The sequence below is a fragment of the Rubrivivax soli genome (genome assembly GCF_049810355.1).
Lineage (GTDB): Bacteria > Pseudomonadota > Gammaproteobacteria > Burkholderiales > Burkholderiaceae_C > Rubrivivax.
Map to the genome: position 1 here is coordinate 2,722,200 of NZ_CP187368.1, position 26,186 is coordinate 2,748,385.

The 26,186-nt window shown below is 71.0% G+C and carries 25 protein-coding genes; 17 read left to right on the forward strand and 8 right to left on the reverse strand.

Features of this window, described 5'->3' with window-relative positions:
* Window positions 1-6: 6 nt before the first annotated feature.
* The 3 genes from ACPOLB_RS12290 to ACPOLB_RS12300 are packed head-to-tail and all read right to left on the reverse strand — an operon-like array spanning window position 7 to window position 1,033.
* Complete coding sequence (locus ACPOLB_RS12290; protein ID WP_425261653.1) at window positions 7-372, reverse strand: response regulator transcription factor; 366 nt, start codon at window positions 370-372, stop codon at window positions 7-9.
* A 54-nt stretch (window positions 373-426) separates the two neighbouring features.
* The gene (locus tag ACPOLB_RS12295; protein WP_425261654.1) at window positions 427-831 is read right to left on the reverse strand and encodes a response regulator; all 405 of its coding nucleotides are present in this window, start codon (window positions 829-831) and stop codon (window positions 427-429) included.
* Window positions 832-880: 49 nt separating this feature from the next.
* Window positions 881-1,033 (reverse strand): rubredoxin, encoded by a 153-nt coding sequence (locus tag ACPOLB_RS12300; protein ID WP_210808987.1) that lies wholly within the window; start codon window positions 1,031-1,033, stop codon window positions 881-883.
* A gap of 175 nt (window positions 1,034-1,208) precedes the next feature.
* Here ACPOLB_RS12300 and thiD point away from each other — a divergent pair, with 175 nt between their 5' ends.
* From thiD to ACPOLB_RS12315, 3 genes are read left to right on the forward strand one after another with little or no spacing between them, the layout of a single operon-like run.
* A complete protein-coding gene (gene thiD, locus ACPOLB_RS12305) occupies window positions 1,209-2,168 on the forward strand; it encodes a bifunctional hydroxymethylpyrimidine kinase/phosphomethylpyrimidine kinase (protein ID WP_425261655.1) in 960 nt (319 codons plus the stop codon).
* Between the two features lie 37 nt (window positions 2,169-2,205).
* Entirely contained in the window at window positions 2,206-3,498 is a 1,293-nt protein-coding gene (hemL, locus tag ACPOLB_RS12310; protein WP_425261656.1) for a glutamate-1-semialdehyde 2,1-aminomutase, read from the forward strand.
* Between the two features lie 17 nt (window positions 3,499-3,515).
* The gene (locus ACPOLB_RS12315) at window positions 3,516-4,481 is read left to right on the forward strand and encodes a hypothetical protein (protein WP_425261657.1); all 966 of its coding nucleotides are present in this window, start codon (window positions 3,516-3,518) and stop codon (window positions 4,479-4,481) included.
* 18 nt (window positions 4,482-4,499) lie between these two features.
* On the opposite strand, the gene ACPOLB_RS12320 is transcribed toward ACPOLB_RS12315, so the two are convergent.
* Complete coding sequence (locus tag ACPOLB_RS12320; protein ID WP_425261658.1) at window positions 4,500-4,967, reverse strand: DUF6152 family protein; 468 nt, start codon at window positions 4,965-4,967, stop codon at window positions 4,500-4,502.
* Window positions 4,968-4,983: 16 nt separating this feature from the next.
* Window positions 4,984-5,424, reverse strand: a complete 441-nt coding sequence (locus tag ACPOLB_RS12325; protein ID WP_425261659.1) for a hypothetical protein — start codon at window positions 5,422-5,424, stop codon at window positions 4,984-4,986.
* Window positions 5,425-5,459: 35 nt separating this feature from the next.
* Here ACPOLB_RS12325 and mpl point away from each other — a divergent pair, with 35 nt between their 5' ends.
* The 14 genes from mpl to ACPOLB_RS12395 all read left to right on the forward strand — a co-directional run bounded on the left by mpl (window position 5,460) and on the right by ACPOLB_RS12395 (window position 20,991).
* Window positions 5,460-6,842 carry a UDP-N-acetylmuramate:L-alanyl-gamma-D-glutamyl-meso-diaminopimelate ligase gene (gene mpl, locus ACPOLB_RS12330; RefSeq protein WP_425261660.1) on the forward strand — a complete coding sequence of 461 codons (1,383 nt, stop codon included), beginning with the start codon at window positions 5,460-5,462 and terminating at the stop codon, window positions 6,840-6,842.
* Between the two features lie 147 nt (window positions 6,843-6,989).
* Window positions 6,990-9,791, forward strand: coding sequence for a zinc-dependent metalloprotease (locus ACPOLB_RS12335; protein ID WP_425261661.1), 2,802 nt, complete (start codon window positions 6,990-6,992; stop codon window positions 9,789-9,791).
* A gap of 18 nt (window positions 9,792-9,809) precedes the next feature.
* On the forward strand, window positions 9,810-10,400 hold the full coding sequence (locus ACPOLB_RS12340) for a YqiA/YcfP family alpha/beta fold hydrolase (protein ID WP_425261662.1): 591 nt from the start codon (window positions 9,810-9,812) through the stop codon (window positions 10,398-10,400).
* Between the two features lie 17 nt (window positions 10,401-10,417).
* Entirely contained in the window at window positions 10,418-12,463 is a 2,046-nt protein-coding gene (locus ACPOLB_RS12345) for a ribonuclease catalytic domain-containing protein (protein ID WP_425261663.1), read from the forward strand.
* Window positions 12,450-13,304 carry an energy transducer TonB gene (locus tag ACPOLB_RS12350; protein ID WP_425261664.1) on the forward strand — a complete coding sequence of 285 codons (855 nt, stop codon included), beginning with the start codon at window positions 12,450-12,452 and terminating at the stop codon, window positions 13,302-13,304. Before ACPOLB_RS12345 ends, ACPOLB_RS12350 begins: the two co-directional genes overlap by 14 nt.
* Before the next feature lie 22 nt (window positions 13,305-13,326).
* Window positions 13,327-14,172 (forward strand): shikimate dehydrogenase, encoded by an 846-nt coding sequence (gene aroE / locus ACPOLB_RS12355; protein ID WP_425261665.1) that lies wholly within the window; start codon window positions 13,327-13,329, stop codon window positions 14,170-14,172.
* A 3-nt stretch (window positions 14,173-14,175) separates the two neighbouring features.
* Window positions 14,176-14,895, forward strand: coding sequence for a monofunctional biosynthetic peptidoglycan transglycosylase (gene mtgA, locus ACPOLB_RS12360; protein WP_425261666.1), 720 nt, complete (start codon window positions 14,176-14,178; stop codon window positions 14,893-14,895).
* Window positions 14,892-15,491, forward strand: a complete 600-nt coding sequence (locus ACPOLB_RS12365) for a hypothetical protein (protein WP_425261667.1) — start codon at window positions 14,892-14,894, stop codon at window positions 15,489-15,491. Before mtgA ends, ACPOLB_RS12365 begins: the two co-directional genes overlap by 4 nt.
* Before the next feature lie 58 nt (window positions 15,492-15,549).
* Window positions 15,550-16,074: a TlpA family protein disulfide reductase gene (locus tag ACPOLB_RS12370; RefSeq protein ID WP_425261668.1), complete on the forward strand. Its 525-nt coding sequence runs from the start codon at window positions 15,550-15,552 to the stop codon at window positions 16,072-16,074.
* Between the two features lie 276 nt (window positions 16,075-16,350).
* Entirely contained in the window at window positions 16,351-16,809 is a 459-nt protein-coding gene (gene accB, locus ACPOLB_RS12375; RefSeq protein ID WP_425261669.1) for an acetyl-CoA carboxylase biotin carboxyl carrier protein, read from the forward strand.
* Between the two features lie 10 nt (window positions 16,810-16,819).
* A complete protein-coding gene (gene accC, locus ACPOLB_RS12380; protein WP_425261670.1) occupies window positions 16,820-18,169 on the forward strand; it encodes an acetyl-CoA carboxylase biotin carboxylase subunit in 1,350 nt (449 codons plus the stop codon).
* A 10-nt stretch (window positions 18,170-18,179) separates the two neighbouring features.
* Complete coding sequence (prmA, locus tag ACPOLB_RS12385) at window positions 18,180-19,070, forward strand: 50S ribosomal protein L11 methyltransferase (protein ID WP_425261671.1); 891 nt, start codon at window positions 18,180-18,182, stop codon at window positions 19,068-19,070.
* Window positions 19,071-19,077: 7 nt separating this feature from the next.
* Window positions 19,078-20,040 (forward strand): zinc-ribbon and DUF3426 domain-containing protein, encoded by a 963-nt coding sequence (locus tag ACPOLB_RS12390; protein ID WP_425261672.1) that lies wholly within the window; start codon window positions 19,078-19,080, stop codon window positions 20,038-20,040.
* A gap of 42 nt (window positions 20,041-20,082) precedes the next feature.
* Window positions 20,083-20,991 (forward strand): carbohydrate kinase family protein, encoded by a 909-nt coding sequence (locus ACPOLB_RS12395; RefSeq protein ID WP_425261673.1) that lies wholly within the window; start codon window positions 20,083-20,085, stop codon window positions 20,989-20,991.
* Between the two features lie 103 nt (window positions 20,992-21,094).
* Here ACPOLB_RS12395 and ACPOLB_RS12400 read toward each other — a convergent pair whose 3' ends face one another.
* The 3 genes from ACPOLB_RS12400 to ACPOLB_RS12410 form a co-directional block, all read right to left on the reverse strand.
* Window positions 21,095-21,526, reverse strand: a complete 432-nt coding sequence (locus ACPOLB_RS12400; protein WP_425261674.1) for a histone — start codon at window positions 21,524-21,526, stop codon at window positions 21,095-21,097.
* Between the two features lie 231 nt (window positions 21,527-21,757).
* On the reverse strand, window positions 21,758-22,954 hold the full coding sequence (locus tag ACPOLB_RS12405) for a ribonucleotide-diphosphate reductase subunit beta (RefSeq protein WP_425261675.1): 1,197 nt from the start codon (window positions 22,952-22,954) through the stop codon (window positions 21,758-21,760).
* 173 nt (window positions 22,955-23,127) lie between these two features.
* Window positions 23,128-26,013 carry a ribonucleoside-diphosphate reductase subunit alpha gene (locus ACPOLB_RS12410; RefSeq protein WP_425261676.1) on the reverse strand — a complete coding sequence of 962 codons (2,886 nt, stop codon included), beginning with the start codon at window positions 26,011-26,013 and terminating at the stop codon, window positions 23,128-23,130.
* Window positions 26,014-26,186: the final 173 nt, after the last annotated feature.

Genomic DNA, 26,186 nt, shown 5'->3' on the forward strand with positions numbered 1-26,186 from the left:
GGGGGACTAGTCGAACGCCTTGATCTTGGCCAGCAGCTCGTCGGCGTTGACCGGCTTGACGATGTAGTCGCGTGCGCCCTGGCGCATGCCCCAGACCTTGTCGGTTTCCTGGTTCTTGCTGGTGCACATGATCACCGGCACGTCGGACCAGCGCGGGTCGCGCGTGATGGTGCGGGTGAGCTGGAATCCGTTCTGCCCCGGCATCACCACGTCCATCAGGATCAGGTCGGCCTTCTCCTCGGCCAGGCGGCGCAGGGCTTCTTCGCCGTTCTCGGCGGTGCGCACGGTGTAGCCGCGTTTGCCGAGCAGGTCGGAGAGGAAATGCAGTTCGGTCTTCGAGTCGTCGACAACCAGGATCTTCTGGATGGCCATGCGATTCGTCCTAGAGGGCAAAGCGAGCGTCGAGGCGCCCGGAGGGCGGCATCATCAGCCCGGAACGCGCCGAAACGACTCGACTGCGCGCAGGAGCTGCTCTTTCGTGAAAGGTTTGGTCAAATATTCTTCCGAACCGACCATGCGGCCGCGCGCCTTGTCGAACAGGCCGTCCTTCGAGGACAGCATGATCACCGGCACATGCGCGAACCGCGGGTTGCGCTTGATGATGGCGCAGGTCTGGTAGCCGTCGAGCCGCGGCATCAGGATGTCGCAGAAGATCAGCTCGGGGTCGTGGTCGTTGACCTTGGCCAGCGCATCGAAGCCGTCTTCGGCCAGCACGACCTCGTGGCCACCCTGGCGCAGGAAGATCTCGGCGCTGCGGCGGATGGTGTTGCTGTCGTCGATGACCAGGACCTTGGCGCCGGGTGCGGCTGCTTCGGGGGTGTCAGGGTTCACCTTGGGGGCTCCTGCAGGACCGGCGTGGCGCGGAAGTCGGTGGCCGGAATCAGATCTCGACCATCTCGAAGTCTTCCTTGCGCGCACCGCACTCGGGACAGGTCCAGTTCATCGAGACGTCGGCCCAGGCGGTGCCGGGCGCGATGCCGTGCTCCGGGTCGCCGGCGGCCTCGTCATAGATCCAACCGCAAATCAGGCACATCCAGGTTCGGCTTTGGCTCACGTCGGCACGGTCAATCACTACAATGGACAACGATTCTAGCCGCGCATATCCGTGAAAACTCAAGGATTTGTGAGGACATACGCACCATTCCTCAGATTCCGCTAGAGGTCCGGCGCACCCCGCGGCCGGACATTGCGGCGACAAGGCCTCCGACATGACTCCCGACTCCCAAGCGGCCACCGCGCCGCAGGATCCGGCGCTGGAACCCCCGGCGCCGGCCTGCGTGCTCAGCTTCAACGCCAGCGACCCCAGCGGTGCCGGCGGCGTGGCCGGCGACGTGGCGACGATCGCGGCGATGGGCGCGCATGCGCTGCCCGTCGTCACCTCCATCGTCATGCGCGACACGGCCGAGATCTTCGACCACCACGACATCGACGACGACGCCGTCGTCGAGCAGGCGCGCACCATCCTCGAAGACGTCACGATCGCCGGCTGGAAGGTCGGCTTCCTGGGCACGGCCGAGACCGTCAGCGCCGTGGCCGAGGTGCTGTCCGACTACGCCGACATCCCGCTGGTGGCCTACATGCCCAGCCTGTCGTGGCTGGAGGAAGAGCAGCAGCAGAGCTACCTCGACGCCTTCCGCGAGCTGATCCTGCCGGCCACCGAAGTGCTGGTGGGCAGCCACAAGACGCTGCAGGACTTCCTGCTTCCCGACTGGGACAGCGAGCGCCCGCCGTCGGCGCGCGAGCTGGCCGTGGCGGCGGCCGAACACGGCACGCGCTACGTGCTCGTCACCGGCATCATGCTGGCCAGCAAGGGCACCGAGCAGTACATCGACAACGTGCTGGCCTCGGCCCAGGGCGCGCTGACGGGCGAGAAGTTCGAGCGCTTCGACACCGCGTTCGTCGGCGCCGGCGACACGCTCTCGGCCGCGCTGGCCGCGCTGCTGGCCGCCGGCAGCGAACTGCAGGCCGCCGTCGGCGAGGCATTGAGCTTCCTCGACCAGAGCCTGGACGCGGGCTTCCGCCCCGGCATGGGCAACATCGTGCCCGACCGCTTCTTCTGGGCGCTGCCGCCGCCCGAGGAGGGCGAGCCCGAGACCGGCCCGGAAGAGCCGGGCGGCGGCTTCGACGACAGCAAGACCCAGGGCGGCGCCCCGCGCCGCGTGCACTGAAACCCCGAGCCTCCCGGAACAACGCCCCTTCGACCGCATGACCAGCAACGCAGACCTGTTCGCCCGCGCCCAGCGCGTCATCCCCGGCGGCGTGAATTCGCCCGTGCGCGCCTTCCGCGCGGTGGGCGGCACGCCGCGCTTCATCCAGCGCGCGCAGGGCGCCTACATCTGGGACGCCGAGGGCAGCAGGTACATCGACTACATCGGCTCGTGGGGTCCGATGATCCTGGGCCACGGCCACCCGGCGGTGCTGGAAGCGGTGCAGAAGGCGGCCGTGGACGGCTTCAGCTTCGGCGCGCCGACCGAGCGCGAGATCGAGCTCGCCGAGGCCATCATCGGCCTCGTGCCGTCGGTCGAGCAGGTGCGCCTGGTCAGCAGCGGCACCGAGGCCGGCATGAGCGCGCTGCGTCTTGCACGCGGCGCCACCGGCCGCAACAAGATCATCAAGTTCGAAGGCTGCTACCACGGCCACGCGGACGCGCTGCTGGTGAAGGCCGGCTCGGGTCTGGCGACCTTCGGCTTCCCCACCAGTGCCGGCGTGCCGGAAGACGTGGTCAAGCACACGCTGGTGCTGGAGTACAACAACCTGGCGCAGCTGGAAGAGGCGTTTGCCACGCAGGGCAGCGAGATCGCCTGCGTGATGATCGAGCCCATCGCCGGCAACATGAACTTCGTGCGCGCCTCGGTGCCGTTCATGACCAGGCTGCGCGCGCTGTGCACGCAGCACGGCGCGCTGCTGGTGTTCGACGAGGTGATGAGCGGCTTCCGCGTCGCGCTGGGCGGCGCGCAGAGCGTCTACGCGAAGCTGATTCCGGGCTTCGAGCCCGACATGAGCGTGTTCGGCAAGGTCATCGGCGGCGGCATGCCGCTGGCGGCCTTCGGCGGCAAGAAGGACGTGATGTCGCAGCTGGCGCCGCTGGGCCCGGTCTACCAGGCCGGCACGCTCAGCGGCAACCCGGTGGCCACGGCCTGCGGGCTGGCCACGCTGCAGGAGATCAGCAAGCCCGGCTTCTTCGAGGCGCTGTCGGCACAGACGCAGTCCCTCGTGCGCGGCCTGGAAGCCGCGGCGCGCGACGCCGGCGTGGCCCTCGTCGGCGACAGCGAGGGCGGCATGTTCGGCTTCTTCTTCGCCAGCGAACTGCCGCAGAACTACGGCGTGGTCATGGCCACCGACAAGGAGCGCTTCAACCGCTTCTTCCACGGCATGCTCGACCGCGGCGTCTACCTGGCGCCGGCGCTGTACGAGGCCGGCTTCGTCAGCGCGGCGCACACGCCGGCCGACATCGCCGCCACGGTGGCCGCCGCCGGCCAGGCGCTGGCACAAGGCTGACGACGCCACGGCCGGCCATGGCCGCTGCGGCAGGCCCAGCGCACACGCCGGCCTGCGGCAACTGCGGCGCGCCGCTGCAGGCGCTGGCGCTGGCCGGCCACTACGGCCGTATGGTCGAGATCGACCTGTGCGCGCCCTGCCACCTGGTGTGGTTCGATGTCGTCGAGTCGGCCCGGCTGGCCGGCCCGGGCCTGCTGGCGCTGGTGGGCGCGATGGCGCAGGCACAGACGCTGGCCCACCAGCCGCTGCGCCCGCAGCTGCCCTGCCCGCGCTGCCACGCGCCGGTGCGCACGGTGCACAACCAGACGCGCTGGGGCCGCTCGCTGCAGCTCGAGTGCCCCAAGCGCCACGGTGCCTGGCAGAGCTTTGCGCAGTTCCTGTCCGAGAAGGGCCTGCTGCGCGCGATGACGCCGGCCGACCGCGCGCGTGCGCTGCAGGCCGGTGCGCTGCACTGCGTGAACTGCGGCGGCGGCGTCGGCCCGGCCGACGCCGCCTGCCCCTGGTGCAGCGCGCAACCGGCGGTGGTGGACGTCGCGCGGCTGGCACGCGCGCTCGACGTCGACGGCGCCACGCGCGACCACGCCGTGCACCGCACCGCGCAGCGCGCCACCGCGCGGGGCTGCCAGGCTTGCGGCGCGCCGCTGGCCGATGGTGCTGCCTGGCACTGTGCGCAGTGCGGCGCCACGCTCACCGCGCCGGGCCTGGCCGCCGCCCACCGCGCGGTGCAGGCACTCGAGTCGGCGCTGCGCGCGCATGCGGCGAAGCCGGCCGCGCACGTGGTGCGCGAGCGGCTGGCAGCGCAGGAACCGGCACTGCAGCGCCAGCGCGAACGCACGGCGGCTCTGCAGGCCGAGGCCGATGCGGCCCTGGGCCGGCAGACCGGTGCCGCGGACGGCGCCGACGGCATCGACTGGCGCGACCTGCATCCGGCGTGGTGGGTCGCCGCGGCGGCGCTGCTGCTGCTGTGGGGCCTGATCGGCTGACCAGGCCCGGGCTGGGCTTCAGGCCGGCGACGACCGCAGGCCGTAGACCCCGCCGCCGGCGAACAGGTATTCGACCCGCACGATCGCATCGCCCTTCTCGCCGGCGAAGGTGAAACCGAGCAGGCCGAGGGCGTCGCCCGGCTTGATCTCGGCCACCTTCCACGCGTTCATGCGCGACAGCGGCGCCAGCTCCACGGTCCAGCGCCTGTCGCGCCGGGTCGGCAGCACCGCGGCCTTCAGCAGCGCCGCGCCGTCCACCGGCGCGCTCTGCGCCGGCAGCGTCCGGCCAGCCAGGTCGGCAGGCAGCTTCAGGTCGGCGGCCAGCTCCAGTTCCAGCTCGGCATGCGGGTTGCGCCACGCCACCTTGGCAGCACGCCCTTCCAGCCACACGGGCCGGGTCTGGTCGAAACTGCTCCAGCCGTGGTGGGCGAAGGCCGGCGGCAGCGACAACGCGGCGGCACCGGCGACGAACAGGCGTCTTTGCATGGCAGTCCTTCTGCAGCTACAGGTAGGCGATCCAACGGCCGCAGATGATGGCCGCCAGCCAAAGCCCCAGCGAGAGCACGGTCTGCGCGCGGGCCACGCCGTCGGGACGCTCCAGCCCGCCGCGGGCATGGAACATCGCGGCGTTCAGGCCGGCCAGCATGACCAGCGCCAGCTTCAGCACGAAGGCGCGGTTGCCCAGCATCTCGGCCGGGTGCGCCGCGAACATCAGCAGGCCGCTGGCCGCCACCAGCGCGAAGCCGCCCAGCACCAGCCGCAGCGACAGCCGCGCCAGCGGCTGCACCGGCAGCTCGGGCGCAGCGCCCCACAGGCGCAGTTCCAGCAGCACCAGGTTGCCCAGCAGCAGCGCGATGCCGGTGATGTGCAGCACCTCCAGCACCGGGTAGGCATAGGCGTTGCTGGCGATCCAGGGGATGCCGCTGAAGGCGGGGCTTTGCATCGGTGGCACCGTAGCAGACTCCTAGAATGAAACCCATGCACCTTCACATCCTGGGCATCTGCGGCACGTTCATGGGCGGCCTGGCCGCCCTCGCCCGCGAAGCCGGCCACCGCGTCACGGGCTGCGACGCCGGTGTCTACCCGCCGATGAGCGACCAGCTGCGCGCGCTCGACATCGAACTCATCGAAGGCTTCGGCGCCGACCAGCTGGCGCTGCGCCCGGACGTCTTCGTCATCGGCAACGTGGTCACGCGCGGCAATCCGCTGATGGAGGCCATCCTCGACGCCGGCGCCGCGTACACCAGCGGCCCGCAATGGCTGGCCGAACACGTGCTGTTCGGCCGCCACGTGCTGGCCGTGGCAGGCACGCACGGCAAGACCACCACCACCTCGATGCTCGCGTGGATCCTGGAGCAGGCCGGCCTGCGGCCGGGCTTCCTGGTCGGCGGCGTGCCGCAGAACTTCGGCATCTCGGCGCGGCTGGGTGCCCACAAGCACTTCGTCATCGAGGCCGACGAGTACGACACCGCGCTGTTCGACAAACGCAGCAAGTTCGTGCACTACCGGCCGCGCACCGCGATCCTGAACAACCTGGAGCACGACCACGCCGACATCTTCCCCGACCTGGCGGCGATCGAGACGCAGTTCCACCATCTCGTGCGCACGGTGCCGGCCAGCGGCCGGCTCGTCGTCAACGCACGCGAAGAGGCGCTGCAGCGCGTGCTGCAGCGCGGCTGCTGGAGCGAGGTGCAACGCTTCGGCACCAAGCGCGAGGAACCCGGCGGCCTGTGCGCGCGCGGCGAGCCGCACGCGTTCGACGTGCTGCGCGGCAGCCTGAAGCTCGGCCGCGTCGAGTGGTCGCTGCTGGGCGAGCACAACCAGATGAACGCGCTGGCCGCCATCGGCGCGGCCGAGCACGTGGGCGTGGCGCCCGAGGTCGCGGCCGCCGCGCTGGCCAGCTTCGAGAACGTGCGCAGGCGCATGGAACTGCGCGGCGAGGCCGCAGGGGTCAAGGTCTACGACGACTTCGCGCACCACCCCACCGCGATGCGCACCACCATCGCCGGCCTGCGGCACAAGGTCGACCAGCAGCCGGCAGCGCCCGGCGCGCCGCGGCCGCGCCTGCTGGCGGTGTTCGAGCCGCGCTCGAACACGATGAAGCTGGGCACGATGAAGGCGCAGCTGCCGTGGGCGCTGGAAGAAGCCGACCTGTGCTTCGCGCTGCAGGGCGACTACGGCTGGAACGTGGCCGACGCGCTGGCGCCGCTGGCAGCCCCCGCCCAGGTGGCCGACAGCGTGCACGCGCTGGTGGCAGCCGTGGTGCGCGCGGCGCGCCCCGGCGACCACGTGCTGTGCATGAGCAACGGCGGCTTCGGCGGCATCCACGACAAGCTGCTGGCGGCCCTCGATCCGCGCTGACCCCGCGCCTGCACCGGCTCCGGACAAGGGCCCGCGCCTGCGCGCCGGCCGTTCGTCCCCCGCTTCGGCCACTTCGTCGCCCGCTTCCGGCAGGTCGTCGCGGCTTGCGCTAAGGTGCGCGGCTTTCCGACGCCCAGGACCCCGTACATGCCCCGCTCTCCGGACCACGCGTTTTCCCTGAGTTCCCCGGCCGTGCTGGCCGCCGTCGCGGCCCTGCTGACCGGCTGCGCCACCGCACCCGGCGGCGGCGCCCCGGCCACGGCCGCCAGCACGCCGACGGCCGCGGCGGCACCCGCGCCGGCGGGTGCGGCGTCGGGCGCGGCCACCGCCGCGCGCCCCGGCACCCCGCCGGCCGCCGGCGCCGCCGCGCGCCCGCCGGCGCCGGGCACGCCGGCCCCGTTCGCCGACGTCACCAAGGACGCGCAGCGCGCCGACGGCTACCTGCCGGTGTGGACCAAGGACGACAAGACCTGGATCGAGATCCCCGCCGAGCGCCTGGACCAGCCCTTCTTCTTCTCGATCTCGCAGGCCTCGGGCCTCGGCGAACGCTTCTTCTTCCCGGGCCTGATGGGCGGCGACCAGGTCGTCGTGCTGCGCCGCGTCGGCAACACGGTGCAGCTGGTGGCGCGCAACCTGCTGGTGCGCGCCCCCGCGGGCACGCCGCTGGCACGCGCGCTGGCCGAGAGCTATTCCGACAGCCTGCTGGCCGCCGCGCCGCTGGCGGCGGCGCCGCACCCGGAGCGCAAGGCGCTGCTGGTCGACGCCAGCGCGCTGCTGGGCGGCGACCTCGCCGGCACGCAGACGCGGCTGGAAGCCGCCTACCGCATGCCCTACGCGCTGGACCGCGCGAACTCGTCGATCACGGGCACACGCAGCACCGCCGACGCCACGGCGCTGACGCTGCGCTCGCACTTCGCGGTGCCCAAGCTGCCGGCACCGCCCGTGCTGCCGCCCGGCGCCCCGCCGCCCAACCCCGCGGCGCTGCCCAGCCCGCCGGCGGTGGTGCCCGACGCACGCAGCCTGTTCCTGAGCTTCACCGTGACGATGGCGCCGCTGCCGGCACAGCCGATGCAGCCGCGCAGCGCCGACCAGCGCGTGGGCTACTTCACCGATTCGTACCTCGACTTCGGCAACGACATCAACAGCGACCGCCGCACGCACATCATCTCGCGCTGGCGGCTGGAGAAGCAGGACCCGTCGGCCGCCGTGTCGCCGCCGAAGCAGCCGATCCGCGTGGTGATGGACCGCAACATCCCCGAGAAGTGGCGCGCCCCGGTGCGCGCCGGCATCCTGGAATGGAACAAGGCCTTCGAGCGCGCCGGCTTCCAGGACGCCATCCGCGTCGAGCAGCAGGCCGACGACGCCGACTGGTCGACGCTGGAAGGCACGCGGCTGCTGGCGGTGCGCTGGTTCGCCATCGAGGGCCCCGGCGCCACGGCCGTGGGCCCGAGCCAGTCCGACCCGCGCACGGGCGAGATCCTGCGCGGCGCGGCCATCGTGCCCGAGAACTGGGTGCGCTTCTTCCGCTCGTACGCGGCCGATGCCGAGCCGCGCCTGAACGGTGCCGACACCGCCGCCGGCACCGTGCCGCTGCCGGGTGAGTTCGCACGCCGCTGGGCCACGTGCAGCTACGCCACCGACGCGCTGGAGCAGGCGCAGTTCGCGCACGAGCTGCTCACCGCACGCGGCAACTTCGACCCGCGCGGGCCGGAGTCCGAGCGCTTCATCACGCAGAGCCTGGTCGACGTGACGATGCACGAGGTGGGCCACGCGCTCGGCCTGCGCCACAACTTCCGCGCCTCCACCGGCATCACGCGCGCCCAGCTGCGCGACCCGGCGTTCACGAAGGAGCGCGGCGTCTCCAACTCGGTGATGGACTACAACGCGCTCAACCTCCCGCTGCCGGGCGAGCCGCTGGCCGACTACCACATGGGCACGCTGGGCGCCTACGACTACTGGGCCATCGAGTACGGCTACCGCGAGTTCCCGGCGGGCACCGAGGCGCAGGAACTGGCGAAGCTGGCGGCGCGCTCCGAGCGCGAGCCGGCGCTGGCCTACGCCACCGACGAGGACGTGCAGGGCATCGACCCGCTGGTGAACCAGCGCGACCTGGGCGACGACCCGCTGGCCTTCGCGCAGCGCCAGGTGCAGCTGTCGCGCGAGCTCTGGACCCGCACGCAGCAGCGCACGCTGGCCGCCGACGACGACATGTCGGTGCTGCGGCGCAACCTGCAGCGCGGGCTCACCAGCATGGGCGCGGCCATCGGCATGGTCGGCAAGTACGTGGGCGGCACCTACACCTCGCGCGCGCTGGCCGGGGCGCAGCAGCCGCTGCTGACGCCGGTCGACGCCGCGACGCAGCGCGCCGCGCTCGACCTGATCCTGGGCGAGGCGTTCTCCAGCCAGTCCTTCCGCTTCGACCCCGCGTTCATGCGCCGCCTGGGCGTCGATCAGCTCGACCGCGCCAGCCGCACGCGCTTCCTGACCAACACCGACTTCAGCCTGCCGAACGCGGTGCTGGGCCTGCAGCGCGGCGCACTGGACAACCTGATGTCCGACGGTCTGGCAGGCAGGCTGGCCGATGCCGAGGCCAAGGTCACCGACACGAAGACGCTGCTGAGCTACGCCGACGTGCAGGAGCGCCTGCGCGCGGCGGTCTGGTCGGAGCTGAAGCCGGCGAAGTCGGCCAGTGGCGAGATCGACAGCCTGCGCCGCAACCTGCAGCGCGAGCACCTGCGGCGGCTGGCCACGGGCCTGCTGCGCCCGGGCTCGATGGCCGCCGCCGACGTGCGTGCGGTGCACCGCCAGCAGGCGGTGCAGCTGGCGGCCGAACTGCGCACGGCGCTGGCCCGGCCGGGCTGGAACAGCATCAGCCGCGCCCACCTGGCCGACGCGCAGGCGACGCTGGACGAAGCGCTGAAGGCGTCGCTGGTCAAGCAGGGAGTCTGATCAGCGTGGTCCACCAGCATGCCTGAGGCGCCGACGCACCTGCTGTACCTGCACGGCTTCCGCTCGTCGCCGAAGTCGTTCAAGGCGCAGCGGCTGCGCGGCTGGCTGCAGCAGCACCGGCCCGCCGTGCACTGGTGGTGCCCGCAGCTGCCGCCGTCGCCGCGCGCGGCGGTGGCGCTGGTGCTCGAAGGCATCGCCGGCTGGCCGGGCAGCTCGGCAGTAGTGGGCAGCTCGCTCGGCGGCTTCTATGCCACGGCGGTCGCCGAGCACGCGGGCTGGCCCTGCGTGGTGATGAACCCGGCGGTGGACCCGGCGCGCGACCTCGCGGCCCACATCGGCGAGCAGACGGCGTTCCACACCCCCGAAGAGCGGTTCTTCTTCCGGCCCGAGTACGTGGGCGAGCTGCAGGCACTGCGCCTGCCCGAGCTGCGCCACGCGGACCGCACGCTCGCGCTGATCGCCCAGGGCGACGAGCTGCTGGACTGGCGGGAGATGCAGGCCCGCTATGCCGGCGCCCGGCAGCACGTCATCCCGGGCAGCGACCACGCGCTGTCCGATTTCGACGACCACCTGCCGCGGGTGCTGCGCTTCCTGGGGCTGCTCGGCTGAGCGGCGACAATCGGCGGATGTATGTGCTTTTTGACGACGCCGGGAAGTTCCACGCCGGCCGCCTGATGTCCGAGGCCGAGGCCTCGCTGCAAGTCGAGCTGGACTCGGGCAAGCGCGTGAAGGTCAAGGCGGCCAACGTGATGCTGCGCTTCGAGAAGCCGCAGCCGGCGGAGCTGATCCGCGGCGCGCAGGCCATGGCCGCCGAGATCGACCTCGACCTGGCCTGGGAGTTCGCGCCCGAGGACGAATTCGGCTTCGCCGACCTGGCGCGCGAGTACTTCGACGCCGCCGCCGGCCCCGAGCAGCAGGCGGCGGCGCTGTTCCGGCTGTTCGAGGCGCCGCACTACTTCCGCCGCCTGGGCCGGGGCCAGTTCCGCAAGGCCAGCGAAGAGACGGTGAAGGCGGCGCTGCTGGGCATCGAGCGCAAGAAGCAGGTGGCCGCGCAGATCGAGGCCTGGGCCGGCGAGCTGGTGGCCGGGCAGTGCCCGGGGCCGGTGCGCGAGCAGCTCTACAAGATCCTCTTCAAGCCCGACAAGAACGCGCCCGAGTACAAGGCCGTGGTCGAGGCCGCCCGGCGTGCGCAGCGCGCCCCGCTCGACCTGCTGAAGGGCGCCGGCGCCATCGACAGCGCCTACCAGTTCCACTGGAAGCGCTTCCTGTTCGAGCAGTTCCCGCACGGCACCGGCTTCCCGGCGCTGACCGCGCCGCAGATCAAGGACAGCCTGCCGCTGGCGCCGGTGCAGGCGTTCTCGATCGACGACTCGCTGACGACCGAGATCGACGACGCGCTGTCGGTCACGGGCCTGGGCAGCGGCGAGGTGGTCTTCGGCATCCACATCGCGGCGCCGGGGCTGGCGGTGCTGCCCGATTCGCCGGTGGACAAGGTCGCGCGCGAGCGGCTGTCCACCGTCTACATGCCGGGCTGGAAGCTGACGATGCTGCCCGAGGCCGTGGTGCAGACCTACACGCTCGACGAAGGCCGCGCCTGCCCGGCGGTCAGCCTGTACGTGACGCTGGACGAAGCCACGCTGGAGGTGCGGCGCAGCGAGACGCGCATCGAGAGCGTGCCGATCGCCGCCAACCTGCGCCACGACCAGCTCGACGAGGTCGTCACCGAGGCCAGTCTCACGGGCGAGGCCGTGGCCGAATACCCGTTCTCCGCCGAGCTGGCCTTCAGCTTCCGCCTGGCGCGCCACCTGAAGGCCGCACGCGAGGTGGTGCGCGGCAAGCCCGAGAACTTCAACCGGCCCGACTACAACTTCCGCCTCGGCGGCGACCGCAGTGTCGAGCCCGACGGCAGCGAGGCCGTGACGATCAGCGAGCGCCGCCGCGGTGCGCCGCTGGACCTGATCGTCAGCGAGGCGATGATCCTGGCCAACAGCACCTGGGGCGGCTGGATCGCGGAATGCGGCGTGCCCGGCATCTACCGCAGCCAGGCCAGCCTGGCGCCGGGCGTGAAGGTGCGCATGGGCACCCGGCCGGCCCCGCATGCCGGCATGGGCGTGGCGCAGTACACCTGGGCCACGAGCCCCCTGCGGCGCTACGTCGACCTGGTGAACCAGTGGCAGATCATCGCCTGCGCCCGCCACGGCCGCACCGCCGCGCTGGCAGCACCGTTCCGGCCGAAGGACGCGGCGCTGTTCGCCATCATCTCGGGCTTCGACACCGCCTACGCGGCCTACAACGACTTCCAGCACGGCATCGAGCGCTACTGGACGCTGCGCTGGCTGGAGCAGCAGGGCGCCGCGGAGATCGAGGCCGCGGTGATGAAGGACGGCCTGGTGCGTGCCGAGTCGCTGCCGCTGGTGTTCCGCGTGCCCGGCAGCGAGAGCCTGCCACGCGGCGCCCGGCTGCGCGCGCGCATCACCGGCATCGACCTGCTGACGCTGGACCTGCACGCGGTGCTGGCCGCGCGCATCGACGAAGCCCTGCCTGCGGGCGAAGACGGCGAGGACGCCGACGAGGAAACCCCGGCCACCGGTCCGCTCACGCTGGCCATCGACCTGAACGACGGCGACGCCGCGGTCGCACCAGCCCCCCCGCCCGGCCATGCAGCTGCGTGACCTGTCCGGGCTGCAGTGGGCGCTGCTGTTCTCGGCGGCCGTGCACGGCGCGCTGCTCACGGTGCGCTTCGTCGACCCCGAGGCCTTCAACCGCGTCTTCCAGGACACGCCGCTGGAGGTGATCCTGGTCAACGCGCGCTCGAACGAGGCGCCCACGCAGGCGCAGGCCATCGCGCAGGCCAACCTGGCCGGCGGCGGCGAAGCCGACAAGGGCCGCGCCACCTCGCCGCTGCCGCCGGCGGCCACCGTCCAGCTGGGCGACGCCAGCGACGACGCGAAGAAGCGCATCGACCAGCTGCAGGAACAGCAGCAGCAACTGCTGGCGCAGATCCGCCGCGAAGTCGCCACGCTGCCGCCGCCCGACCCGCGGCGCGACAGCGGCACGCCGCAGGAACGCGACCAGGACGAGCGCCGCCGCCAGCTGCTGCGGCTGCTGGCCGAGATCGAGAAGCGCATCAACGAAGAGAACGCGCGGCCGAAGAAACGCTACATCAGCCCGGCCACGCGCGAGGAGGTCTACGCGCTGTACTACGACAGCCTGCGCCGGCGCATCGAGGACCGCGGCACGCGCAACTTCCCCGAGACCGGCGGGCGCAAGCTCTACGGCGAGCTGACGATGAACGTCACCATCGACGCCCAGGGCCGCGTCGTCGACACCGAGATCGTGCGCGCGAGCCGCTCGCGCCAGCTCGACCAGCAGGCCGTGGCCATCGTGCGCGCCGCAGCTCCCTTCGGCCCCTTCACCAGCGCGATGCGGCGCGAAGCCGACCAGATCGTCGTCACCTCGCGCTTCCGCTTCACGCGCGACGAGACGCTCGAGGCGACGCAGATCGCACGCTGACGCCACCAGGTTCCCCGTGTCCATGCCCTCCCCTGACCGCTACGCCGTGCTCGGCAACCCGGTGGCGCACAGCCAGTCGCCCTTCATCCACGCCGCGTTCGCGCAGCAGACCGGCCAGGCCATCCGCTACGGCCGCGTGCTGTGCCCGCTGGACGCCTTCGTGCCCACGGTGCGGGCCTTCCAGGCCGAAGGCGGCCGCGGCTGCAACATCACCGTGCCGTTCAAGTTCGAGGCGCCGCGGCTGGCAGCGCGCTGCAGCGAGCGCGCCGCGCTGGCCGAGGCCGCCAACGTGCTGCGCTTCGACGCCGACGGCTGGTTCGCCGACAACACCGACGGCATCGGCCTCATCCACGACATCGAGCAAGGTGCCGGGCAGCCGCTGGCCGGCCGGCGCGTGCTGCTGGTCGGCGCTGGCGGGGCCGCGGCCGGCGTGCTGGGCCCGCTGCTGCAGGCGCGGCCCGCCACCGTGACGGTGGCCAACCGCACGCCCGGGCGCGCGCAGACCCTGGTGGCGCGCCACGCCGCGCTGGCCGCGGCCTGCAGCAGCACGCTGCGCGCGGCGACGCTGGACGACGCCGGCAGCGGTTTCGACGTCGTCATCAACGCCAGCGCCAGCAGCCTGCAGGCCGCGGCGGTGCCGGTGCCGGCCGCCGTGCTGGCCCCCGGCGCGCTGGCGGTCGACCTGATGTACGGCCCCGCCGCCGCGCCCTTCCTGGACTGGGCTGCAGCCGCGGGTGCCCGCGGCCGCGACGGGCTAGGCATGCTGGTCGAGCAGGCGGCCGAGGCCTTCTTCCTGTGGCGCGGCGTGCGCCCGCACACGCCGCCGGTGCTGCAGGCGCTGCGGGCCCACCTCGCGGTCGGGGGCTGACCGATGCGCCGGCACCTGTTGCGCCTGCTTGCGCTGCTGGCGCTGTGCTTCGTGGCGCTGCAGGCCGTGTTCCTGCTGCGCGTGGCGCTGATGGTGGTGGTCGACCCGCAGTCCACCACGTTCCAGCGCAGCGAGGCCTGGCGGCTGCTGGTCGAGAAGCGGCAGATCCTGTGGAGCCAGGACTGGGTGCCCGCCGACCGGCTCTCGCAGCACCTGCAGCGCGCGGTCATTGCCAGCGAAGACGCCACCTTCACCGACCACAGCGGCGTCGAGTGGGACGCCATCGAGAAGGCCTGGGACCGCAACCAGCGCGTGCAGGCCCGCGTGGCGGCCAACCCGAAGGCCCGCGTGAAGATCGTCGGCGGCTCCACCATCACGCAGCAGTTGGCCAAGAACCTGCTGCTGTCGGGCGAGAGAACCGTGCTGCGCAAGGGCCAGGAGCTTGTTGTCACACTGATGCTCGAAGGCCTGCTGAGCAAGCAGCGCATCCTGGAGATCTACTTGAACAACGTCGAATGGGGCGAAGGCGTGTTCGGCGCGCAGGCCGCGGCACGGCACTACTTCCGCACCGACGCCGCCCGGCTCGGGCCGGCGCAGGCCGCCCGGCTGGCGGTGATGCTGCCGGCGCCCAAGCGCTTCGAGAAGCGCCCGGGCTCGGCCTACGTGGTCGGGCGCGCCGCCACCATCCAGGCGCGCATGGACGACGTGGAGCTGCCGCGATGACCGACGCCGGCGACGAGATCGCGGCCACCGCGGCGCGGCTGGTGGTGGAAGAAGGCATGGAGTACGGTCCGGCCAAGCGCCGCGCGGCCCGCGACCTGGGGCGCCGCTCCGGCCGCAGCGCCACGCTGCCGTCCAACGAGGCCGTGGAGGACGAAGTGCGCGCTTACCTGGCGCTGTTCTGCGCCGACACGCAACCGGCCGAACTGCGCGCCTTGCGCGAGGTGGCCCTGCTGTGGATGCAGCGGCTGGCCGAGTTCCGCCCGCACCTGTCGGGCGCCGCCTGGCGCGGCACCGCCACGCGGCTGTCGGCGGTGCACCTGGACCTGTACTGCGACGACCCCAAGAGCGCCGAGATCGCCGTCATCAACGGTGGCGTCGACTACGACGTCGCCAGCATCGACCGCCCCGGGCGCGAGCCGGTCAATGTGCTGGTGGTGGCCTCGCACAGCCGCGCGCTGAACGACAGCGTCACCGTGCAGCTGGCGCTGCACGACCTGGACGACCAGCGCGGCGCGCTCAAGCCCGACGCGCAGGGCCGCACCTGGCGCGGCGACCTGCCGGCGCTGCAGCGGCTGCTGGCCGCGGAGGCGGCATGAGCGCGCCGGGCCGCTCCCAAGCGCTCGTCCCGGAGCGCGCAGTGCGGAGGGTCGCCCGATGAGCACGCCGGCGCGCCGCCGCTGGATCCTGGCCGGCGCGGGGGTCGCCGCCGCGGCAGCCGGCGCCGGCTGGCAGCTGTGGCGCCAGCGCCTGCGCCCGCCCGCGCCCGCCGATGTGCTGTGGCCACTGCGCCTGACGCGGCCCGAGGGCGGCGAACTGGTGATGGCCACGCTGCAGGGCCGGCCGCTGCTGCTGAACTTCTGGGCCACCTGGTGCCCGCCCTGCGTGAAGGAGATGCCCGAGATCGACCAGTTCCGGCCGCTGCTCGCGGCACGCGGCGGCGAGGTCGTCGGGCTGGCGATCGACGGTCCGACGCCCGTGCGCGAGTTCCTGCAGCGCGTGCCGGTGCGCTTTCCCATCGGCCTGGCCGGCTTCGAAGGCACCGAGCTCGTCAAGCAGCTGGGCAACGCCACCGGCGGCCTGCCCTTCACGGTGCTGTTCGGCGCCGACGGCCAGGTCCTGCAGCGCAAGATGGGGCAGACCCACCTGGCCGAGCTGCGCAGCTGGCTCGATCTGCTCTGAGGCGGCGATTTGCGGCGATCTCTGGCGAATTTCGGCCAGAATGTGGATGACGGGCCGCAAAGCGCGTAGAGTCGCGATCCCGATCGAGATGGCGGCACAATGCCGCCCCAAGAAGTTCAGAGCGCACACGTTGCGCTACTTTCCAGGCAATTCGGCGTTCGATCAAAACATGATCGCTGCCGAAGCGGCACCCGGCCACCGAACCGGGTTGCCGAAGCAGCAACGAGGACTGCACCGGCGCCGCGCCGCAGCAGACAACAAGAGGACCGCTCCACCATGGATCTGCGCAAGCTCAAGACCCTGATCGACCTCGTCTCCGAGTCGAACATCTCGGAACTGGAAATCACCGAAGCCGAAGGCAAGGTGCGCATCGTCAAGGGCGGCGTCGCCGTCGCTGCCGCCATGGTCGCCGCACCGGCCGCAGCGCCTACCGCCGCGCCGGCAGCTCCCGCCCCCGTGGCCGCCGCGCCCGCCGCCGAGCCGGTGGTCGCCGAGCCTGCGGGCAAGGTCATCAAGTCGCCGATGGTCGGCACCTTCTACCGCTCGGCCAGCCCGGGCGCCAAGGCCTTCGTCGACGTCGGCAGCACGGTCAAGCCGGGCGAGCCGATCTGCATCATCGAAGCGATGAAGATCATGAACGAGATCGAGGCCGACGTCGGCGGCAAGATCGTCCAGATCCTGTGCGAGAACGGCCAGGCGGTCGAGTTCGGCCAGCCGATGTTCATCGTCGAATAGGCCGCACGCCGTGTTCAAGAAGATCCTCATTGCGAACCGGGGCGAGATCGCCCTGCGCATCCAGCGTGCCTGCCGCGAGATGGGCATCAAGGCGGTCGTCGTCTACTCCGAGGCCGACCGCGAGGCCAAGTACGTCAAGCTCGCCGACGAGGCCGTGTGCATCGGCCCGGCGCCTTCGGCGCAGAGCTACCTGAACATGCCGGCCATCATCTCGACGGCCGAGGTCACCGACGCCGAGGCCATCCACCCGGGCTACGGCTTCCTGAGCGAGAACGCCGACTTCGCCGAGCGCGTCGAGAAGAGCGGCTTCGTCTTCATCGGCCCCACGCCCGACGCCATCCGCACGATGGGCGACAAGGTCGCGGCCAAGCAGGCCATGATCAAGGCCGGCGTGCCCTGCGTGCCGGGCTCCGAGGGCGCGCTGCCCGAGGACCCGAAGGAGATCATCAAGACCGCCCGCGCCATCGGCTACCCGGTGATCATCAAGGCCGCCGGCGGCGGCGGCGGGCGCGGCATGCGGGTGGTGCACACCGAGGCGGCGCTGATCCACGCGGTGCAGACCACGCGCTCGGAAGCCGGTGCGGCGTTCGGCAACCCGGCCGTGTACATGGAGAAGTTCCTCGAGAACCCGCGCCACGTCGAGATCCAGGTGCTGGCCGACACCTTCAAGAACGCGGTCTGGCTGGGCGAGCGCGACTGCTCGATGCAGCGCCGCCACCAGAAGATCATCGAGGAGGCGCCGGCGCCCGGCATTCCGCGCCGCGTGATCGAACGTGTCGGCGAGCGCTGCGCGGCGGCCTGCAAGAAGATGGGCTACCGCGGCGCGGGCACCTTCGAGTTCCTGTACGAGAACGGCGAGTTCTTCTTCATCGAGATGAACACCCGCGTGCAGGTGGAGCACCCGGTGACCGAGCTCGTCACGGGCATCGACATCGTGCAGATGCAGATCCGCATCGCCGCCGGCGAGAAGCTGCCGTTCGCGCAGCGGAACATCGAGATGCGCGGCCATGCGCTCGAATGCCGCATCAACGCCGAGGACGCGTACAAGTTCACGCCCTCGCCGGGCCGCATCACGATGTGGCACCCGCCTGGTGGCCCGGGCGTGCGCGTGGATTCGCACGCCTACACGAACTACTTCGTGCCGCCGAACTACGACTCGATGATCGGCAAGATCATCGTGCACGGCGACACGCGCGACCAGGCGCTGGCGCGCATGCGCACGGCGCTGTCGGAGACGGTGATCGAGGGCATCCAGACCAACATCCCGCTGCACCGCGAGCTGATGGTGGACGCCAAGTTCGTCGAGGGCGGCACCAGCATCCACTACCTCGAAGGCTGGCTCGGTCAGCACAAGCGCTAGGGCCCGGGCCATGTTCGAGCTCGTGTTGCGCGCGCCCCAGGCGCTGGTGGAGCCGGTGTCCGACGCCTTGATGGACGAGCTCGACGCGCTGTCGGTGTCGGTCGAGGATGCCGACGCCGGCACCGCGGCCGAGCAGGCCCTGTTCGGCGAACCCGGCATGCCTGCGCCCCAGCCCGGCTGGGACAGCTCGACGCTGCGCGCACTGTTCCCCGACGCGGCGGCGGCCGAGCAGGCCGCCACGCTGCTGCTGGCGCAGGACTGGACCGGCGGCCTGCACGTGCAGGCCATCGAGGCCGTGGTCGAGCAGGACTGGGTGCGCATCACGCAGTCGCAGTTCGCGCCGGTGGAGATCACGCCCACGTTCTGGATCGTGCCGACCTGGCACGAGCCGCCGGCCGCTGCCGAGCGCGTGATCCGGCTCGACCCGGGCCTGGCCTTCGGCACCGGCACGCATCCCACCACGCGCATGTGCCTGCGCTGGATCGCCGGCCACGCCCAGCCGTGGCAGCGTGTGCTCGACTACGGCTGCGGTTCGGGCATCCTCGCCATCGCCGCGGCCTTGCACGGCGGGCAGGCCATCGACGCGGTCGACATCGACCCCGCGGCGGTCGCGTCCACGCGGGCCAATGCGCAGGCCAACGGCGTGCAGCTGCACGCCGCCCTGCCCGATGCCGCGCAGGGCAGCTATCCGCTGGTGCTGGCCAACATCCTGGCCACGCCGCTGAAGCTGCTGGCGCCGCTGCTGTGCGGCTTCGTCGCGCCGGGCGGCGCGCTGGTGCTGGCGGGCATCCTCGAGCGGCAGGCCGAGGAACTGCAGGCCGCCTACGCACCGATGCTGTCGCTGCAGGTCAGCGACCGGGAAGACGGCTGGATCCTGATGACGGCACGCCGGATGGCATGATTCCGGCATGAGCCTCGCCGCCCGCTGTCCGGCCTGTGGCACCGTCTTCCGCGTCGTGCAGGACCAGCTGCGCGTGTCCGAGGGCTGGGTGCGCTGCGGACGCTGCGCCGAGGTCTTCAACGCCATCGAGAGCCTGGTCGACCTCGACGCCGACCCGGCGCGCACCGCGGTGCGCAGCCGCGGCACGGAACGCGTGGTCGAGGACATGGAGCGCATGGCGCGGCAGGACGAGCTCGACGACCTGAGCCCGCTGTCGACGTTCGGTACGCCGGCCGCGCCGCCGCAGGCGCAGAGAAGGTCCGCGCCACCGCCCCCTGCGCCTGCGTCGCCAGCCCCACCTGCAAGCGCCGCGACCCGGCGTGCGGCCGACGCTGCCCCCGACCAGGCGCGCCAGCGCCGCGACCACCAGGACGGTGACGACGAGAACAGCGCCGCCACCGACCGGGGCCCCACCGGTACGCCGGCCTTCGTGCGGCGCGCCGAGCGTGCGGCGCGCTGGCGCCGGCCCGGCGTGCGTGCGGCGCTGGCTGCGGTGGGCGGGGTGGCCGCGCTGTGCCTGCTGGCCCAGGCGGCCCTGGAGTACCGCGACACCACCGCCGCCCGCTGGCCGGCGACGCTGCCGCTGCTGACGGCAGCCTGCGCCGCGCTGGACTGCAGCATCGAGGCGCCGCGCGCCATCGAGGCGCTGACCGTCGAGAGCAGCGGGTTGCTGCGCATCGACGGCACGCCGCTGTACAGGTTGTCGGTGGTGCTGCGCAGCCGCGCTGCCGTGGCGCTGGCGGTGCCGTCGCTGGACCTCACGCTGACCGACAGCCAGGGCGCGGTGATGGCCCGCCGCGTCATCCAGCCGCAGGAGCTGGGCGTGCAGCGTGCCAACCTGCCGCCTTCGGCCGAGTTCGCGCTGCAGGCCACGCTGTCGGCCGCCGACCGGCCCATCAGCGGCTATACGATCGAGATCTTCTACCCCTGACGCTGCGCGTCCTGCGCTGTGCGTCCACCCCTTGGAGCTTCCATGCCCGCGCTCATCTGCGGTTCCCTCGCCTTCGACACCATCACCACGTTCCCGGGGCGCTTTGCCCAGCAGATCCTGCCGGAGCAGGTGCACATCCTGAACGTGTCCTTCCTGGTGCCGACGCTGCGGCGCGAGTTCGGCGGCTGCGCCGGCAACATCGCCTACACGCTGCACGCGCTGGGGGGCGCGCCGGTGGTGATGGCGGCACTCGGCAACGACGGCGGCGACTACCTCGCGCGGCTGGCCGGCTGGCGCGTCGACACGTCGCTGGTGCGCGTGGAGCCCGAGATGTACACGGCGCAGGCGATCATCATCACCGACACCGAGAACAACCAGATCACGGCCTTCCACCCGGGCGCGATGCAGAACGCGCACGAGATGCAGGTGCCGGCGCGCAGCGACCTGAAGATCGGCATCATCGCCCCCGATGGGCGCGACGCGATGTGGCAGCACGCGTCGCAGATGGCCGAACTCGGCATTCCGTTCATCTTCGATCCGGGCCAGCAGCTGCCGCAGTTCGACGGCGCCGAACTGCGCCGCTTCGTCGAGATGGCGCGCTGGGTCGCCGTGAACGACTACGAAGGCCAGATGCTGTGCGAACGCACCGGCCAGACGCTGGAGTCGCTGTCGCGGTCGCACCTGGACGGCGTGGTCGTGACACGCGGCGCCGAGGGCTGCGACCTGTGGGTGCAGGGACAGCGCCAGCACCTGCCCGGCGTGCCCGCCACGGCCGTGGTCGACCCCACGGGCTGCGGCGACGCCTTCCGCGCCGCGCTGCTGTTCGGACTGGAACGCGGCTGGCCGCTCACGCGCTGCATCGCGCTGGGCAACCGCGTGGGCGCCCTGAAGATCGCCTGTCGCGGCGGGCAGAACCACGCGGTCGGCGCCGAGGTGCTGCAAGGCCTGTAGGCCGGAACCGGCACCCCGGAAAGAAAGAAGCCCGGAGCAGGCTCCGGGCTTTCAGGTGGATCGGCTGCGACGGGCACTGCGTGTGCAGCACCCGCCGGGACGATCAGGGCTTGTTGCCGGTCGGGAAGGGCCACGCCGCAGCGGGGCTCAACGCCGTCTTCGCCGCAGGGGCAGCAGGCGCAGCGGGCGCCGGGGGCGCCGCCTTCTTTGCTGCCTTCTTTGCGGGAGCCTTCTTGGCGACGGCCTTCTTGGCTGCAGCCTTCTTGGCCGGTGCGGCCTTCTTGGCCGGTGCCGCCTTCTTGGCCGGTGCCGCCTTCTTCGCGGGTGCGGCCTTCTTCGCCGCAGCCTTCTTCGCCGGTGCCGCCTTCTTGGCCGGTGCCGCCTTCTTCGCCGGCGCAGCCTTCTTCGCCGGCGCCTTCTTGGCCGGAGCGGCCTTCTTCGCCGGGGCGGCCTTCTTCGCCGGGGCCTTCTTGGCCGGAGCGGCCTTCTTCGCCGGGGCCTTCTTGGCCGGAGCGGCCTTTTTCGCAGTTGCCATCACGATCTCCTTGATCAAGTTGCAAAGAGCACCGCACGACTGCATATCGTGCGGCGATTCACCGTCCGGCGGTCTGCCAGGTGGCTGTGGCCACCCATCGATCGCCCCGGTCCGGTGAACGGGGATGCGAACCAGGCTGCCGGCTGTGCCGTCGGCTGTTCCCGGGTCGCGGGTCTGAAAACTCTCATCGCCCTGGCCCAGCGGCCAGGTCGTGCCGTTGTGTAGCGTCCTTCAGTCCCACGACAGGGCGCCACCGGTCTGGTAGTCGATCACACGCGTTTCGAAGAAGTTGCGTTCCTTCTTCAGGTCGATCATCTCGCTCATCCAAGGGAACGGGTTCTCCTCGTTCGGGAAGAGCGCATCGAGGCCGATCTGCGTGGCACGCCGGTTGGCGATGTAGCGCAGGTAGCCCTTGAACATGGCCGCGTTCAGGCCGAGCACGCCGCGCGGCATGGTGTCTTCGGCATAGCGGTACTCCAGCTCGACGGCACGCTCGAACAAGGCCTTGATCTCGGCCTTGAACTGCGGCGTCCACAGGTGCGGGTTCTCGAGCTTGATCTGGTTGATCAGGTCGATGCCGAAGTTGCAGTGCATCGACTCGTCGCGCAGGATGTACTGGTACTGCTCGGCAGCACCGGTCATCTTGTTCTGCCGGCCCAGGGCCAGGATCTGCGTGAAGCCGACGTAGAAGAACAGGCCTTCCATCAGGCAGGCGAAGACGATCAGGCTCTTGAGCAGGCGCTGGTCGTTCTCGGGCGTGCCGGTGTGGAAGTTGGGGTCCATGATCGCGTCGATGAACGGGATCAGGAACTCGTCCTTGTCGCGGATGCTCTTGACTTCGTGGTACGCGTTGAAGATCTCGCCTTCATCGAGACCGAGCGACTCGACGATGTACTGGTAGGCGTGCGTGTGGATCGCTTCCTCGAAGGCCTGGCGCAGCAGGAACTGGCGGCACTCGGGCGCCGTGATGTGGCGGTACGTGCCGAGCACGATGTTGTTCGCTGCCAGCGAGTCGGCGGTGACGAAGAAGCCCAGGTTGCGCTTGATGATGCGACGCTCGTCTTCGGTCAGGCCGTTCGGGTCTTTCCAGGTCGCGATGTCGCGCGACATGTTGACCTCCTGCGGCATCCAGTGGTTCGCACAGGTGGCGAGGTACTTCTCCCACGCCCACTTGTACTTGAACGGCACCAGCTGGTTGACGTCGGTCTGGCCGTTGATGATGCGCTTGTCGGCGGCGTTGACGCGACGTGCGGCGGCTGCCGGCGCTGTGCCCGACGACGTGGTGCTTGCGGCTGCCGTTGCAGCGACTGCGGGACGCGCCGACATGCCGAGCGGCGCGGTGATCTCGACGGGCTGCAACGCGACGGGTTGCAGACCCGCGGGCGCCATCGATGGAGGCTGACGAACTTCTTCTTCCCAGACCAGCATGTGTGTTTGTCCTGTGATGCGGAATTATCCGAGTGTTGTGTTCGAACACCAAGCACTTGTTGACATTCGCGCGCGCTCGTTGTTGCGACCTCGCATCGAACAAGCGCGCATCGGTGTCGTGAACGACGCGGTGCACGACATCGAGATCGACGTCGCCACCGGCGTCGCAAGCGTCACTGGCAGGCTTCGCAATCGGGGTTGTCGATCGAGCAGAACTTGATGTCGGTGGCCGGCTCTGCAGCGGCCATCTGGGGCGCTGCCGCAGCGGACGCCACGGCACCGCTGCCAAGCATGGCCACGGCATTCATCGCGCCGGGCGCCACCGTCGACTTCTCCGCATACGTGGCACTGGTGGTGCGCAGGTAGTAGGTGGTCTTCAGGCCGCGTTGCCAGGCAAGCTTGTACGTCTCGTCGAGCTTCTTGCCAGAGGCTCCGGCGAGGTAGATGTTCAGCGACTGCGCCTGGTCGATCCACTTCTGGCGCCGTGCACCGGCTTCGATGAGCCAGGTCGCGTCGACCTCGAAGGCCGTGGCGTACAGACGCTTGAGTTCCTCGGGCACGCGATCGATCGGGCGCAGCGAGCCGTCGAAGTGCTTGAGGTCCATGACCATCACGTCGTCCCACAGGCCCAGACGCTTCAGGTCGCGCACCAGGTACTCGTTGACGACCGTGAACTCGCCCGACAGGTTGCTCTTCACCGACAGGTTGCCGAAGCAGGGCTCGATCGACGCGTCGACGCCGATGATGTTGGAGATGGTGGCCGTGGGCGCGATGGCGACGCAGTTGCTGTTGCGCATGCCGTGCTCGGCGATGCGCGCACGCAGCGCGTCCCAGTCCATCGACGACGAGCGGTCGACATCGACATAGCCGCCACGCTCCTGCGCCAGCAGGTCCAGCGAGTCCTGCGGCAGGATGCCGCGGTCCCACAGGCTGCCGCGGTAGCTGCTGTAGCGGCCACGCTCGGCGGCGAGCTCGGTGCTGGCCCAGTAGGCGTGGTAGCAGACGGCTTCCATCGAGACGTCGGCGAAGGCCACGGCCTGCTCGCTGGCGTACGGCAGGCGCAGCTGGTACAGGGCGTCCTGGAAGCCCATCACGCCCAGGCCCACCGGGCGGTGGCGCAGGTTGCTGTCGCGCGCCTTCTTCACCGCGTAGTAGTTGATGTCGATGACGTTGTCCAGCATCCGCATCGCGGTGGCCACCGTCTTCTTCAGCTTGGCCTGGTCGATCTGGCCGTCCAGCAGGTGCTGCGCCAGGTTGACCGAACCGAGGTTGCAGACCGCGATCTCGGTGTCGCTGGTGTTCAGCGTGATCTCGGTGCACAGGTTCGACGAGTGCACCACGCCCACGTGCTGCTGCGGGCTGCGCACGTTGCAGGCGTCCTTGAACGTGATCCAGGGATGGCCGGTCTCGAACAGCATCGACAGCATCTTGCGCCACAGGTCCTTGGCGGCGACGCGCTTGAACAGCTTGATCTCGCCGCGGTCGGCCTTGGCCTCGTAGGCCGTGTAGGCCTCTTCGAAGGCGCGGCCGAACTTGTCGTGCAGGTCGGGGCAGGTGGACGGCGAGAACAGCGTCCACTGGCCGCCCTCGACCACGCGCTTCATGAACAGGTCGGGAATCCAGTTCGCCGTGTTCATGTCGTGCGTGCGGCGACGGTCGTCGCCGGTGTTCTTGCGCAGCTCCAGGAACTCTTCCAGGTCGAGGTGCCAGCTTTCCAGGTAGGCGCAGACGGCGCCCTTGCGCTTGCCGCCCTGGTTGACGGCCACGGCCGTGTCGTTGACGACCTTCAGGAACGGCACCACGCCCTGGCTCTTGCCGTTGGTGCCCTTGATGTACGAGCCCAGCGCGCGCACGCGCGTCCAGTCGTTGCCCAGGCCGCCGGCGAACTTGCTCAGCAGCGCGTTCTCCTTCAGCGCCTCGTAGATGCCGTCGAGGTCGTCGGCCACGGTGGTGAGGTAGCAGCTCGACAGCTGCGAGCGCCGCGTGCCGCTGTTGAACAGCGTCGGCGTGCTGCTCATGAAGTCGAAGCTGGAGAGCACGTCGTAGAACTCGATGGCCCGCGCCTCGCGGTCGATCTCGTTCAGCGCCAGGCCCATCGCCACGCGCATGAAGAAGGCCTGCGGGAGCTCGATGCGCACGTCGTCGACGTGCAGGAAGTAGCGGTCGTACAGCGTCTGCAGGCCGAGGTAGTCGAACTGCAGGTCGCGCTCGGGCTTGAGCGCCGCACCCAGGCGGGCCAGGTCGAACTGCAGCAGCTTGTCGTCGAGCAGTTCGGCCTGCACGCCCTTCTTCACGTAGCCGGGAAAGTAGTCGGCATAGCGCTCGGCCATGGCTTCCTGCGGCACCTCGCCGCCCAGCACTTCACGGCGGATCGTGTGCAGCAGCAGCCGCGCCGTGGCGCGCGTGTAGGCCGGGTCCTTCTCGATCAGCGTGCGCGCGGACAGGATGGCGGCCTTGTAGACCTCGTCCATCGGCACGCCGTCGTACAGGTTGCGGCGCGTCTCGGCCATGATGGGCTCGGCCTTGACGTCGGCACCCAGGCCGGCGCAGGCCGACTCGACCAGCCCGCGCAGAGCTGGGAAGTCCATCGGCACGCGCTGGCCGCGTTCGATCACGTACAGCTCGGGGGCCGCGGCCGGCGGCGCCGCCGTCGCCTGGCGCGCGCGCTCCTGCGCGCGGCGCTCGCGGTACAGCACGTAGGCCCGCGCCACCTCGTGGTGGCCGCCGCGCATGAGGCCGAGTTCGACATGGTCCTGCACGTCCTCGATGTGGAACGTGCCGCCGCCCGGGCGCGAACGCAGCAGCGCGCGCACCACCGACTCGGTGAGGCGGTCCACGGTCTCACGCACGCTCGCCGACGCCGCACCCTGCGTGCCGTGCACGGCCAGGAAGGCCTTCATCAGCGCCACGGCGATCTTGTTCGGCTCGAAGCCGACGACCGCGCCGTTGCGGCGGATGATCTGGTAGCCGGCGTACGCCGATTGCGCGGACTGCTGCGCGGTGGTGGAGGCGCGAACGGTCGCGGCGGTCTCGGGCGCTGTCGTGTGGACGGCTTGCATGCATTCCCCTTGTCTGTTTGGCTTGGTGCTGTGGCTGCGATGGTCTGGCCCGGACCGGTGGGTCAAGGCGCGCTGCAGAGCCGTCGCCGGCCCGTTGCAGTGGCGCGGTCCACCTGGGCCGCCTGCGCCGCCGAGGGGGCGGGAAGGGCGTGGGTGATGGCTGCCATCGAGGT